Genomic DNA, 12,384 nt, shown 5'->3' with positions numbered 1-12,384 from the left:
ACGGCGACTGCCGAAACGGTGGTAGATCGTGCCCTTGCTGACCCCGGCAGCCTTGGCCACCTCTTCCAGCGGGATGGTGAGGCCGCCCGAGCGGAACACGTCGAGAGCAGCGCGCCGGATGCCCTCGACGTTGCGCCGGGCATCGGCGCGCTGCTTACGGGCGGCCTCGCTCACGCCGGGGAGCCGGCCCGGTCCTGCGTGGACAGCTCCAGCGCCCGCCGGAACAGTTCCACCGGCTGGGCCCCGGAGACGGCGCGCTTGCCGTCGAACACGAAGAACGGCACCCCGCTGATGCCCAGCTGCCGGGCCTGGGCGATGTCGGCCTCGAACTCGGCCTCGAAGTCGTTACCGGCCAGGGTCTTGGCGGCGGCCGCCCGTTCCAGCCCCACCTCGGCGGCCAGGTCGGCCAGCACAGCGTGGTCGGAGACGTCCAGGCCCTCGGTGAACTCGGCGCGGAACAGCCGCAGCACCATCTCGTGCTCGCGGTCGGCGGTCTTGGCGAAGTGGATCAGACGGTGCGCGTCGCGGGTGTTGGCCACCAGCGCGTCGTCGAACCGGAAGTCCAGGCCGGCCTCGGCGCCGCGGGCGCTGAGGTGCTCGTGCGAGGCCTCGATCTGGGCCTTCGACAGGTTGACCTTGCCGGCCAGGTAGTCGGCGGTCTTCATCGGCCCGGTGGCGCCGGGGTGCAGCTGGAAGCTGTGGTAGCGGACCTCGACCCGGCCCGGGTGCTCGTCGATGGCCTGCTTCAGCACCGCGTCGCCCAGGTAGCAGAACGGGCAGACGACGTCGCTCCAGACATCGATCACGATCGGGTCGGCCGCAGGGCCGAACGCGTTACCGGCCATCAGTTGCACACCCCGTCCGCGTCGCAGACGCCGGCGTTCTCGTCCGACTCCAGCATGGTCAGCACCGCAGCGAAGGGCTGCGCCAGGGGCACGACCGGCTCGGCCGGGGGCAAAGAAGAACTTGACTCCATGGTCAAGAAGATTCGCTCAACTTGACCATGGAGTCAAGAACTGTCACCCGGTCTCAGCGCGAGGCCTCGACCAGCGACTCGTCCGTCCCCGTGGTCAGGGTGACGCTCTCCGACCGGCCCGCGCGGGCGGCCGGGATGGTGGCGGCCACCAGCGCCGACAGCAGAGCGACGGCGCCACCGATGATCAGGGCCACCCGGAAGCCGTCCTCGGAGGCCAGCTCGACCGGCCCGAACGAGGTGGTCATCTGGGCCAGGACCACTCCGATGACGGCCGAGCCGATCGTGGTGCCGAGCGAGCGCATCAGGGTGTTGAACCCGTTCGCGGCCGCCGTCTCGGACTGCGGCACGGCCCGCATGATCAGCGCCGGCATGGAGCCGTAGGCGAAGGCGACCCCGGTGCTGATGATCAGCCCGGCGATCATCAGGCCCAGGGCCGAGCCCATCAGGAACAGCGAGACGCCGTAGCCGACGGCCAGGATGGTCGCGCCGAGCACCAGGGCGGTCTTCGGGCCGCGGGCGTCGATCAGCTTCCCGCCGATCGGCGAGACCACCATCATCACGATGCCGGCCGGGGCCATCCACAGACCGGCGGCGAGCATCGACTGGCCCAGGCCGTAGCCGGTGGCCTCGGGCAACTGCAGCAGCTGCGGGAAGACCAGCATCTGGGCGTACATGCCGATCCCGATGAAGACCGAGGCGATGTTGGTCAGCAGCACCCGGGGCTTGGCGGTGGTGCGCAGGTCGACCAGCGGCTCGGTGGTCCGGGTCTCGTACAGGCCCCAGGCCAGCAGGACCACCACGGCCGCGCAGATCAGGCCGATCGTGGTGCCGGAGGCCCAGCCCCAGTCGGCGCCCTTGGAGATGCCCAGCAGCAGGCAGACCAGGCCGACGGCCAGGCCGAGGGCGCCCAGGTAGTCGAAGCGCTGCCCCTTGGCACCGGGCGGGGTGGCCGGGATGAAGATCCAGACCAGCACCAGGATGACCGTGGCCAGGAAGGCGGCGCCCCAGAACAGCACCCGCCAGTTCGCGTACTGGGCGACCGCGGCCGAGATCGGCAGGCCGAGGCCGCCACCGATCCCCATCGAGGCGCTGACCAGGGCGATCGAGCCGCTGAGCTTCTCCGCCGGGATCACGTCGCGCAGCAGGGCGATGCCGAGCGGGATCATGCCCATGCCCATGCCCTGCAGGCCGCGCCCGACGATCATCGGGATCAGCGAGCCGGCCAGGGCACAGACCACGGAGCCCGCGATCAGGGGTACGCAGCAGGCCAGCAGCATCAGCCGCTTGCCCACGAGGTCACCCAGCCGGCCGGCGATCGGCACGCAGACGCCGGCCACGAGCAGGGTGACGGTGATGACCCAGGCGGAGTTGGAGGCGCTGGTGTCGAGGATCTGCGGCAGCTCGGCGATGAGCGGCGTGACCAGGGTCTGCATGATCGCGGCGGTGGTGCCGGCGAAGGCCAGCGTGGCCACCACGGCGCCGGTCCGGGCCGACGGTGACGCGGAGGTCTGAGGGGTGCTCAAGCCGAACTCCCAGTGAGGACGAGGATCAGGTGTGCAGAGCGCACCGGAGATGTATAGCGCAACCAATGTGCATCATGCACAATCGAGGTGGCAAGCCGGTTACGCCCGGATGACACAATGACCGTCCGGGTCCCCCGGTCCGGCAAGGAGGAGCAGGTGCGGCGTTCAGCGGCGGTCGAGTACGAGCAGATGCTCCTGGCCCGCCATTCCCTGGCCTCCTACAACCGGGCGCACCGACTCGACCGCAGCGCCTACATCCTGCTCAGCCTGGTGCGGGTGAACGGGCCGATGTCGATCGGTGAGCTCAGCGAGGTGCTCGGCCTGGACGCCTCCACCCTCAACCGGCAGACCGCCGCCGCCATGCGCGCCGGACTGCTCGAGCGCATCCCCGACCCCGAGGGCGGCATCGCCCGCAAGTTCGCCGTCACCGACAACGGCGCCGAGGCCCTCGACCTGCAGCGGGACGCGTTCCTGACCAGCCTGGACAAGCTCATGGCGGACTGGTCGGACGAGGACATCGCCGGCTTCGCGAACTACCTGCGGCGGTTCAACACCGACATCGAGCGCCTGGCCGGACGCACCTGGCCCCGCCCCGAGACCCAGGCCTGAGGTGCCTCAGTCAGCCAGGTCAGTCAGGTCAGCCCGGTCAGCCAGGTACCCGGTCCGCGGGTCGATCTCGGCCAGGAACGCCCGGATGCTCTCCTCGTGCTCCGGCCGCGTCGGCACCGAGTCCTCGGCCCCGGCCAGGCGGAAGCCGTACTCGGGGTCGGGCCCGTTGACCCAGGCGTAGTTCCACACCCCTCGGGCCACCTCGAGCACCTCGAACACCTGGCCGTCCACCTCGAGCCGCACCGCTTCCCTCATGGCCGGGAACGTTAGCCCAGGGCCGGTAGCTGCACCGACTGCACGGCCGTACGGTTGCCCGCCCGGTCGGTGGCGGTGAACTCCAGCGTCTGCGGCTCCTCGCGCAGCGCCCGGGTGAACGGCTCCTGGTACACGCCCCAGAACGTGTCGGCCGTGCGCCACTGGATCCGGTCCAGGTCCGAGACCTCGTCCTTGGCGTCGAGGGTCAGCTCGACACTGCTGGACCCGAGCGAACGGACGCGTGCGGTCGGGATGGGAGGGGTGGTGTCCACGTCGATCTCGCGAACGGCGTGCACGGTGCGGCCACTCGTGTCGGTGGCGCGGGCCCGCACCCGGTAGCGGCCGTCGGCGGCCAAGGTCACCGGTTCCGAGGCCGGCTGCCACTTCTCGCCGGTGGCGATCTCGACCGACGTGATGCCCGGGCCAGGTGAGACCACACTGACCGAGCACGACGGAGGGCTGGTGTACCAGCCCGAAGGAGCCCTCTCCCCCTGCACGTCCACCCGGATCACCGGCGCGGCGTGCCCGGCCCCCACATCCTCGGGCAGTTCCCAGACCACCACGTCTTCCACCGGTTCCGAGGATCGGAACACCTGGAAACCGGGCCCGGAGTCCTCCGGGCGTTCGCTCCAGGTGCGGTTCGCGGGAAGGTCCCAGTCGGTGGTCCCGCGGCGCGGGTGGCTCGGGTCGTCGAGGGTGCCGGCGGCCGCCGAATTGAGGACGTCGGTGGTCTCGGATCGGCTCAAGAGCCCGGACTTCGCTGCTTGAAGGGCATTGTGGTGAACCGCAGACAGGAAGTCCCGGACCGTTGCGAATCCGCCGCCGGACCAGAGACCGGTCAGGAACGACCAGCCGTCCTGGTCCTTCCGGTCGGGCACCCCACTGTCGCTGCCCCGGAAGGCGATCCGGTCGTCCTCGATCCGCACGTACAAGTGGTAGCGGTGATCCCCGCCCGACCAGGCCGGCTCGAACGTGTGCCCGAGCGCCCGGACCAGGTCCCTGTCCCTCTCGAAGTCGCTCAGCGAACCGTCGAGACGACGATGGGCCGCCGGGGCCACCAGGCGAGTGGTCGTCGCCTCGTCGCGAGCCAGCAGCACCGTCGGGCCCAGTTCCAGACTGGCCAAGGTGGGGTCGTCGGGAGTGGGCACCAGGCGCAGCGGCAGCGGGATCTCGAGCTCGACGGCGTCACCGGGCCCGAACTCGCGGCTCAGGCTGACGAATCCGACGTGCAGCGAGGCGGTTTCCACCGGCTCACCGTTGACGGTCAGACGCTCGGACCCACGCGCCCAGGGCGGGATGCGCAGATGAACCGTGCGGGCGCCGGCCAGGTCGAAGACCAGACGCACCCGCCCTTCTCGCGGATAGCGGGTCTGGAGCGTGACGGTGCCGTCGGCCCACTTCAGCTGCGATGGAATGTACTGCAGCACCCAGAGCTCGTCGGACCCGGCGAAGAACACCGATTCCTGGTGTTTCACATGACTTTCCAGGCCGGTTCCGCCGCAGCACGTGCCCACGTTGCCGTACTCGCGCACTGCTCCCGGATCGACCGGGTACATGTACACGACCTCGGGCTCGACGTCGGAGCTGACGTCGGCCCGCGAGCCCACCACGTGGTTGAGCCCGGCCCGCTCGGCGTAGTCGGGGTACCGCACGTCGAGGGTGTGCCCGAACAGACCCCGGCCGATCTTGAGAAGGTTGTAGGTGGCGCAGGTCTCGGCATTGCGGCGGCCGACGAACCGGGCCACCGCACCGGCCGGGCCCCACAGCTCGCCCTCACCGGTGCCACCATGGGCGAAGGTGCGCCCGGGCACGATCTGCTCCCACAGGTTCAGCACCGCGTCGAGGTAGCGGCGCTCACCGGTGGCCTCGTACTGGCCCAGATGCCCGACCAGCATGGGCAGGTGCTGATTGGCGTGCATGCCGTCGAGGATGTCCCGCCCGGCCGCCGCATCGTCCAGCAGACCGTCCATCTCGAACGTGGAAGCCGCCTCCAGGAAGGTCTTCTCGCCGGTCAGCCGGTGCAGAGCCACCATGCTCTCGTTCATCCCGCCGTACTCACCGGCGATGTAGAGCGACCACATGCGCTGCAACTGCTCACGATCGACACGCAGCATCCGGGCCGCCGTCCAGTGACCCATCGCCGTCACCACATCGAGGGCCTGCTGCGAACCGGTGTGCTCGTGGGCGTCGAGCAGCCCGGCCATGATCTTGTGGGTGGTGTACCAGGGCGCCCAGATCTCCCCGTACGGCGCCAGGTGCTCGAGCCGGTCGAACTGCCATTCACCGTAGGCGGCCAGGAACCCCGGGTGGGTGAACCGGCCGGTGGCCGCGAGCGCCGCCTGGACCTCGGCCAGGCCGGCGACCATCTCGTCGGACTTGCCGCGGAAGACCTGTTCGCCGGTCGAGGCGTAGGCCAGGGCCAGCATCGACAGGAAGTGCCCGGCGTAGTGCCCCCGCAGCAGACTGGCCGTGGGCGCCACGCCCGCCCCCGGATAGTCCGCACCCGACCAGGGCTGCTCGTCCGGATGCCCGAAGTCCTCCCAGTTACCGGGCGGCTGAGCACCTTTGGTGTCCAGGTCGACATTGGCCCGGAACACGGCCAGTGCCCGGTCGACCGGGAACACGCGGGCCAGGTGCAGCATCTGCTCCTGGGCGCGTGACTGCACTCCTTCCAGCAGGGTGACGTCGCTGAGCGGGAACGGCCGGGCGAGGGTCAACGGTTCTCCTGAGTCTTTTCCTGGGTCCAGCGCTCGAGTCCGGCGGCATCGATCGGCAGGGCACCGGAGAGCACCTCGTGGCCTTCGGCGGTGTCGGTGATCAGCAGGTCATCCTCGATCCGCACACCGATACCGCGCAGCTCGGGCGGCACGGTCTCGTCGTGGGCGTGGAAGTACAGGCCGGGCTCGACCGTCATCACCATCCCGGCCTGCATGGTCGCCTCGACGTACTGCTCGGCGGGCGAGTGGCCGCAGTCGTGCACGTCCAGGCCCAGGTGGTGGCCGATGCCGCAGACGATGTAGCGGCGGTGCTGCTGACCCTGCGGGGCCAGCGCCTCGTCGACCGAGACCGGCAGCAGACCCCAGTCGTGCAAGCCCTGGGCCAGCACCTCCAGCGAGGCGTAGTGGAAGTCGGAGTAGTGATTGCCCGGGCGTACCTGGGCCATCCCGGCCCGGTGCGAGGCCTCGACCAGATCGTGCACCCGGCGCTGGGTCTCGGTGAAGGCACCGCCCACCGGCAGGGTGCGGGTGACGTCGGCGGTGTACAGCGAGCGCGCCTCCACCCCCATGTCGAGCAGCAGCGTCTCACCGGGAAGGATCGGGCCGTCGCAGCGCACCCAGTGCAGGATCGGCGCGTGCGGGCCGGAACCGACGATGGTGGCGTAGCCCGGGCCGTTGCCGAAGGTGCGGGCATGCCGGTCGAAGGTCCCCTGGAGCCAGCGCTCGCCCAGGTTCTCGGCCGAGGCGCGGGGGATCTCGGCGGCCACGGCGGCGAAACCGCCGACGGTGGCGTCGATCGCCTCCCGCAGCTGGGCGATCTCCCAGTCGTCCTTGATCATGCGGAGATTGGAGACGATCGGGGCCAGGTTCTCGGCGGGTGCGGGCGGGGTGAGGCCGGCGACCGGTCGCACGGGCAGGTCGAGGGCGGCCGACCAGGCTTCGAGGCCGGCCGAGGGGCCGACCCAGAGCTCGCCGTGGGTGGCACTGGCGTAGAAGTCCTTCTCCCCCGGGCCGGCCGGCGGAGGGATGTAAAGGACCGACTCGTGCCCGCCTTCACGAGGAGTCATCAGCAGCACCGCGCCTTCGGTCTGGCACGAGGTGGCCCAGACGAAGTCGCTGTCGGCGCGGAAAGCGTAGTCGGCGTCGCCGTTACGGTTCGGGGCACGCCCGGCCGCCAGGACGATGGTCTGGCCGGGCAGGGCTTCGCTGAGCCGGGCCCGGTGGGCGGCGGCGGCGCGGGCGGCGGCCTGGTCGACCGGCGCGGCGACCTGGCGGGTGCCCCAGCCCTGGGCGATCCAGCCCTGGAAGCCGGTGCTCACCTCACCCAGGCGCGGCGGGCGGGTACCGGCCCAGCGCGGACGCTGATTCTCGTTCATCGAAGCTCTCCTCCTCGGTCCCGCACCATTTCGCGCAACCGGCTGAACGTGCGTCCACTGCCGATGCCGTCGTGCTCGAACTCGTTCGTCACCCAGGCCTGGGCGTTGCCCAGCCGGCTGAGCGTGTCCCGCTGCAGCCCCTCGTCCACGAAGACGTCGTCGTGGTAGACCGCGGCGGCCAGCGGCACCTCGTTCGTGGCCAGCCGCTCCAGGTCGTAGAGCGGCGACCAGACCTCCTGCTCGGCCAGCGCGGCCATCGCCGGGGCGAACGGCCGCAGCACCGTGAACTCCTCGAACATCCACGGAAAGGCCATTTCGGAAGTGAACAACAGAGGACGCTGGTGCTCACCAAACTCGGGACGACGGTCGCGTTCGCGCTGGGCGGACCACCGGAACGGGCCGTTCCCCTCGTGCCCGTAGATCGACTCCTGCAGCGTCCAGAACAGCGGGTTGCCCGCGGTGGACGACTTGACCAGTACCTGCTCCAGGAAGCCGTCGGTGAGCCGGCCGTCGGGGCGCAGCGCTTCGGAAACCAGCCAGTGCAGCCGCAGATGCCCGGGCCCGAAACCCAGGTCTCCGCCGAGCGACTGGAAACGGCGCACCGACAGCGGCGAACCGTCCGGCAGGCGCACGTCCTGGCCGGCGAGCAGGTCGGCGATGCGGGCCACCGTGTCCACGTCCTGCGGGTAGCGGCGGTAGAAGTCGGCCGTCTTGGCGGCCGCCCGGGTGAAGGTGCGCCGGTAGACCTCGTCCGGATCGGGCGGGGTGCCGGGAATGCCCCCGCACACGTAGCAGGCGGTGAGCGCTTCGGGCGCGAAAGACAAGTAGGTGAGGGTGATCCAGCCACCGAAGCTCTGCGCGAGAGTGGCCCACCGACGTCCTTCGTAGGCCGTTGTGCGCACATGTTCCAGATCGCGCACGATCGAGTCGGCGCGGAAGTTCAGCAGGTAGTCCGCGGCCGCCCGGCCGTCGGGGAAGCCTTGGATCACTCCACCATCGACCGGTGAGCTGCCACCCGTCCCTCGTTGGTCCACCATGACCACGCGGTAGTGCGGCAGCGCCTCGCTCAGCCAGCCGCTCAGCGGGGCCGGACGGGGGTTGGAGCCACCCGGCCCGCCCTGGAGAAAGGTGAGTAGGGGCAGCTTCTCGTCGTGCCGCCGGTCCGGGTCGGCCAGTTCGCGGACGAAGACCTCGATCGTCTCGCCGTCCGGTTCGGACCAGTTCAGTGGCACTTCGATGCGGAACTCCCGCACCCAGGCGCCCGGGACGGCGTATTCGACAACGTTCATACGTTCACCTTGCCAGCGTTGCGCCGCCGGGCGGCTTCCCACTCCGGGCGGATCCGCGGGACCGCGGCGAGCAGTTTGCGCGTGTACTCGTGCTGCGGCCGGTCGAACACCTCGTCCCGCTCACCTGTCTCGACCACCCGACCGGCCGTCATGACCGCCACCCGGGTGGCGATCTGCCGCACCACGGCCAGGTCGTGCGCGATGAACAGGCAGCCGAAGCCCTCTTCGCGCTGCAGCTCGCGCAGCAGGTTGATGATCGCCGCCTGGACCGACACGTCCAGGGCCGAGACCGCCTCGTCGCAGACCAGCACCCGCGGGCCGACGGCCAGGGCGCGGGCGATGCCGATGCGCTGGGCCTGGCCCCCGGAGAACTGGGCGGGATAGCGGTCGACGTGGTCGGGGTTGAGGCCGACGCGTTCCATCAGCCCCCGCGCCACCGTGCGGGCGCCGCCGGGCATGGGCCGCTTCTGGTAGCGCAGCGGCGCGGTGATGATCCGCTCGACCGTGTGGCGGGGGTTGAGCGAGGAGAACGGGTCCTGGAAGACCACCTGCACCTGCCGGCGGACCTCTATCAGGTCAGCCCCCTGCAGCGCGGTGATGTCCTGGCCGTCCAGGTGCACCGTGCCGGAGGTGACGTCGATCAGCCGGGCGGCCAGACGGGCGGTGGTGGACTTGCCCGAGCCGGACTCCCCCACCAGGGCCAGGGTCTGCCCGGCCTGGAGCTCGAACGAGACCTTCTCCACGGCGGTGAACTTCCTGGCCGGGGTGAACAGCCCGGCCGTGCCGGCCACCGGGAACTCCTTGACCAGGTCGGTCGCCTCGAGCAGCGGGCTCATCGTTTGCCTCCGGTGGTGCTGCCCAGTTCGGTGGTGCGGCCCAGTCCGGTGGTCCGCAGCTCCCCGATCGAGTCGTCGATCCGCGGCACGGCGTCGAGCAGGGCCTGGGTGTAGGCGTGCTGCGGGTCGGAGAAGATCTGCTCGGCGGTGCCGGTCTCCACCACCCGGCCGTGCCGCATCACGATCAGGTCGTCGGCCACCTCACTGACCACGGCCAGGTCGTGGGTGATCAGGATCAGCGCGGCCCCGGTCTCCCGCTGCACCTCGGCCAGCAGCTCGAGGATCTGCGCCTGCACGGTCACGTCGAGGGCGGTGGTCGGCTCGTCGGCGATGATCAGTTCCGGGTCGGTGCTGAGCGCCATCGCGATCATCACCCGCTGGCGCATACCGCCGGAGAACTGGTGCGGATAGTCGTCCACCCGCCGGCCGGCCTCGCGGATGTGCACCCGTTCCATCGCCTCGATCGCCGCCTGGCGGGCGGCCCTGCGGCCGACCCCGGAGCGGTGCGAGCGGTAGGCCTCGGCAATCTGCGTGCCGACCGTGTAGTACGGGTTCAGCGACGACAGCGGGTCCTGGAACACCATGGCGATCCGGTCGCCGCGCACTGCCCGCATCTGCCGCTCGGACAGGGTGGTGAGCCCGGTGCCGTCGAAGTCGATGCTGCCCTCTCGCCGGGCCCCCTTCGGCAGCAGGCCCATGATCGCCAGGCTGGTCATCGACTTACCCGAGCCGCTCTCGCCAACGATGCCCAGGGTGCCGCCGCGCGGGACGGTGAAGTCGATCCCGTCGACCACCCGGGTGTCGCCGAACGAGACGGTCAGGCCGTTCGCCCGCAGAAGGTCGCTCATGCTGGTGCCCCCACTCTCACCCGGGGGTCGATCGCCGAGTACAGCAGATCGACCACCATGTTGCCGACCACCACGAAGAACGCCGCCAGCAGGGTCACGCCCATGATCACCGGCTGGTCGTTCTTGGTGATCGAGTCGGCCGCGAGCTTGCCCACCCCGTTGATGCCGAACACCGTCTCGGTGATCAGCGCGCCGCCCAGCAGCCCGGCGAAGTCCATGCCGGCGATGGTGACGATCGGGGTCAGGGCCGGGCGCAGGGCGTGCCGGCGCCAGACCAGGTCCGGCCGCAGACCCTTGGCCCGGGCGGTGCGCACGAAGTTCTCGTTCAGGGTGTCGATCACGTTGGCCCGGGTGAGCCGGGTGTAGCTCGCCGCGTAGCCGATGGCCAGGACCGACCAGGGCAGGACGAAGTTCAGGAACCACTGCACCGGGTCGTCGGCGAACGGCACGGCCTGCGGGAAGGGCAGCCACTGCAGCCAGACCACGAACACGTACTGCAGGGCCAGGGCGAGCACGTAGTTGGGCACCGACATGCCACCGAGAGTCAGCCCGGCGATGAACTTGTCGGCGAAGCGGCCCTCCTGCACGGCGCTGAACAGGCCACCGATCACGCCCATCAGCAGCCACAGCACGGCCGCCCCGACCGCCACCACCGCGGTGACCGGCAGCCGCTGCACGATCATGTCGGTGACCAGCTGGGAGGTCTGGAACGAGTAGCCCAGGCAGGGGGCGGCGCACTCGATCCCGCCGCCGTAGGTGCGCCCGGCCACCAGCCCGCTCAGGAAGTTCCAGAACTGGGTCACGAACGGGTCGGTCAGGCCGAGGTTCTCGCGGATCTGGTCGATCCGCTCGGGGGTGCAGTTCTTGCCGCAGATCTGCACCGCCGGGTCGGGCGAGAGCAGGAAGAACACCATGTAGGTGAACAGGCAGACGCCGAACAGCACGAGAAGCATCCCGGCCAGGCGGTTCACCACGAAGCGGGTCACGAGCGGCCTCCCTTCGCCGACGGGTCGACGGCGGCCCGCACCCGGTCGCCCAGCACCATGAACGACAGGACGAGCAGGGCCAGGCAGGTGCCCGGCACCAGGAAGTACATGGGCACCACCGAGTACCAGGTCACCGAACTGGCGATCATCTGCCCCCAGGACGGGGTGGGCGGGACCACACCGACGCCGAGGAACGACAGGCCGGCCTCGGTGCCGATGTAGCCGGGCACCGCCAGGGTCACCATGACCACGATGGTCGAGCGCAGGTTGGGCAGGATCTCGGTGAACACCACGGTGCGCCGGGAGGCCCCGGAAGCCACTGCGGCCTCGACGAACTCGCGCTGCTTGAGGGACATGGTCTGCCCCCGCACGATCCGGGCCAGGTAGGGCCAGCCGAACACCGAGATCACCACCACCAGCAGGTACTGCCGGTTGTCGGCGGGGATGGCCGAGAGCACCGCGATCATGAAGATCAGCGCCGGGAAGGCCATCAGGAACTCCATCACCCGGGAGATCACCATGTCGGTGCGGCCGCCGAAGTAGCCGGCCAGGAGACCGAAGACCACCCCGAGGACGCTGGTGAGCAGGGTTGCGCTCAGGGCGATGACCATGGAGGCGCGGGCCCCGTAGACGATCCGGGCGAAGATGTCCCGTCCGCTGCCGGGTTCCACGCCGAGCCAGTGCTCGCCGGAGACGCCGCCCCAGCCGCCCAGCGGGATGCCGCCCATGTTCGGGTCGATCGCGCTCTGGTCGAACTCGTACGGGCCCCACCCGCTGACCTTGACGATCAGCGGGGCGAACACCGCCATCAGCACGACCAGGCCGATGTAGCCCAGGCAGGCCGCCGCGGCCCAGTCGTGCAGCAGGGTCCGGAGCACCCTCCAGCGGGGCTCCGGGGTGGTGCCGACGGTCTCGCCCTCGCCCGGGGAGTCCGCCGGCACCTGAAGACCGGTCGTCGGGATGGTCATG

At 70.3% G+C, this 12,384-nt stretch carries 13 protein-coding genes; 1 reads left to right on the top strand and 12 read right to left on the bottom strand.

Annotated elements, in window-relative coordinates; all coding sequences use genetic code 11:
* The 4 genes from LWF15_RS37500 to LWF15_RS13745 form a co-directional block, all read right to left on the bottom strand.
* Positions 1-174, bottom strand: a 174-nt coding sequence (locus LWF15_RS37500) for a helix-turn-helix domain-containing protein (RefSeq protein WP_332879900.1), incomplete at its 3' end; no start/stop codon positions are given.
* On the bottom strand, positions 171-845 hold the full coding sequence (locus LWF15_RS13750; RefSeq protein ID WP_232811086.1) for a DsbA family oxidoreductase: 675 nt from the start codon (positions 843-845) through the stop codon (positions 171-173). The genes LWF15_RS37500 and LWF15_RS13750, both read right to left, overlap by 4 nt.
* A complete protein-coding gene (locus LWF15_RS36345; RefSeq protein ID WP_269810077.1) occupies positions 845-976 on the bottom strand; it encodes a hypothetical protein in 132 nt (43 codons plus the stop codon). Before LWF15_RS36345 ends, LWF15_RS13750 begins: the two co-directional genes overlap by 1 nt.
* 53 nt (positions 977-1,029) lie before the next feature.
* Entirely contained in the window at positions 1,030-2,499 is a 1,470-nt protein-coding gene (locus LWF15_RS13745; protein WP_232811085.1) for an MFS transporter, read from the bottom strand.
* A gap of 117 nt (positions 2,500-2,616) precedes the next feature.
* Between LWF15_RS13745 and LWF15_RS13740 the strand changes: the two genes are divergently transcribed.
* Complete coding sequence (locus LWF15_RS13740; protein WP_232811082.1) at positions 2,617-3,108, top strand: MarR family winged helix-turn-helix transcriptional regulator; 492 nt, start codon at positions 2,617-2,619, stop codon at positions 3,106-3,108.
* Positions 3,109-3,114: 6 nt separating this feature from the next.
* Here the strand turns inward: LWF15_RS13740 and LWF15_RS13735 are convergent, their stop codons facing one another.
* From LWF15_RS13735 to LWF15_RS13690, 8 genes are read right to left on the bottom strand one after another with little or no spacing between them, the layout of a single operon-like run.
* The gene (locus tag LWF15_RS13735) at positions 3,115-3,363 is read right to left on the bottom strand and encodes a hypothetical protein (protein WP_232811081.1); all 249 of its coding nucleotides are present in this window, start codon (positions 3,361-3,363) and stop codon (positions 3,115-3,117) included.
* Between the two features lie 11 nt (positions 3,364-3,374).
* Positions 3,375-6,080 (bottom strand): beta-L-arabinofuranosidase domain-containing protein, encoded by a 2,706-nt coding sequence (locus tag LWF15_RS13730; RefSeq protein ID WP_232811080.1) that lies wholly within the window; start codon positions 6,078-6,080, stop codon positions 3,375-3,377.
* The gene (locus LWF15_RS13725) at positions 6,077-7,456 is read right to left on the bottom strand and encodes an aminopeptidase P family protein (protein ID WP_232811077.1); all 1,380 of its coding nucleotides are present in this window, start codon (positions 7,454-7,456) and stop codon (positions 6,077-6,079) included. The genes LWF15_RS13730 and LWF15_RS13725 overlap by 4 nt, the downstream gene beginning before the upstream one ends.
* Positions 7,453-8,745 carry an alpha/beta fold hydrolase gene (locus LWF15_RS13720; protein ID WP_232811075.1) on the bottom strand — a complete coding sequence of 431 codons (1,293 nt, stop codon included), beginning with the start codon at positions 8,743-8,745 and terminating at the stop codon, positions 7,453-7,455. Before LWF15_RS13720 ends, LWF15_RS13725 begins: the two co-directional genes overlap by 4 nt.
* Positions 8,742-9,581, bottom strand: coding sequence for an ATP-binding cassette domain-containing protein (locus tag LWF15_RS36340; protein ID WP_269810076.1), 840 nt, complete (start codon positions 9,579-9,581; stop codon positions 8,742-8,744). The genes LWF15_RS13720 and LWF15_RS36340 overlap by 4 nt, the downstream gene beginning before the upstream one ends.
* Positions 9,578-10,429, bottom strand: coding sequence for an ABC transporter ATP-binding protein (locus LWF15_RS13700; protein ID WP_232811073.1), 852 nt, complete (start codon positions 10,427-10,429; stop codon positions 9,578-9,580). Before LWF15_RS13700 ends, LWF15_RS36340 begins: the two co-directional genes overlap by 4 nt.
* Positions 10,426-11,415, bottom strand: coding sequence for an ABC transporter permease (locus tag LWF15_RS13695; RefSeq protein ID WP_232811071.1), 990 nt, complete (start codon positions 11,413-11,415; stop codon positions 10,426-10,428). Before LWF15_RS13695 ends, LWF15_RS13700 begins: the two co-directional genes overlap by 4 nt.
* Positions 11,412-12,383: an ABC transporter permease gene (locus LWF15_RS13690; protein WP_232811070.1), complete on the bottom strand. Its 972-nt coding sequence runs from the start codon at positions 12,381-12,383 to the stop codon at positions 11,412-11,414. Before LWF15_RS13690 ends, LWF15_RS13695 begins: the two co-directional genes overlap by 4 nt.
* Position 12,384: the final 1 nt, after the last annotated feature.

The organism is Kineosporia rhizophila, from assembly GCF_021277265.1.
In the GTDB taxonomy this organism is placed as follows: Bacteria; Actinomycetota; Actinomycetes; order Actinomycetales; family Kineosporiaceae; genus Kineosporia; species Kineosporia rhizophila.
The sequence above is the reverse complement of the archived record's forward strand: the minus strand, read 5'-3'. Positions and strand labels throughout refer to the sequence as shown.

Excerpts from the sequence above, each read along its gene's own strand:
- LWF15_RS13690 (WP_232811070.1), bottom strand. The coding sequence starts at position 12,383 with ATGACCATCCCGACGACCGGTCTTCAGGTGCCGGCGGACTCCCCGGGC.
- LWF15_RS36340 (WP_269810076.1), bottom strand. The coding sequence starts at position 9,581 with ATGAGCCCGCTGCTCGAGGCGACCGACCTGGTCAAGGAGTTCCCGGTG.
- LWF15_RS13725 (WP_232811077.1), bottom strand. The coding sequence starts at position 7,456 with ATGAACGAGAATCAGCGTCCGCGCTGGGCCGGTACCCGCCCGCCGCGC.
- LWF15_RS13700 (WP_232811073.1), bottom strand. The coding sequence starts at position 10,429 with ATGAGCGACCTTCTGCGGGCGAACGGCCTGACCGTCTCGTTCGGCGAC.
- LWF15_RS13750 (WP_232811086.1), bottom strand. The coding sequence starts at position 845 with ATGGCCGGTAACGCGTTCGGCCCTGCGGCCGACCCGATCGTGATCGAT.
- LWF15_RS36345 (WP_269810077.1), bottom strand. The coding sequence starts at position 976 with ATGGAGTCAAGTTCTTCTTTGCCCCCGGCCGAGCCGGTCGTGCCCCTG.
- LWF15_RS13720 (WP_232811075.1), bottom strand. The coding sequence starts at position 8,745 with ATGAACGTTGTCGAATACGCCGTCCCGGGCGCCTGGGTGCGGGAGTTC.
- LWF15_RS13735 (WP_232811081.1), bottom strand. The coding sequence starts at position 3,363 with ATGAGGGAAGCGGTGCGGCTCGAGGTGGACGGCCAGGTGTTCGAGGTG.
- LWF15_RS13740 (WP_232811082.1), top strand. The coding sequence starts at position 2,617 with ATGACCGTCCGGGTCCCCCGGTCCGGCAAGGAGGAGCAGGTGCGGCGT.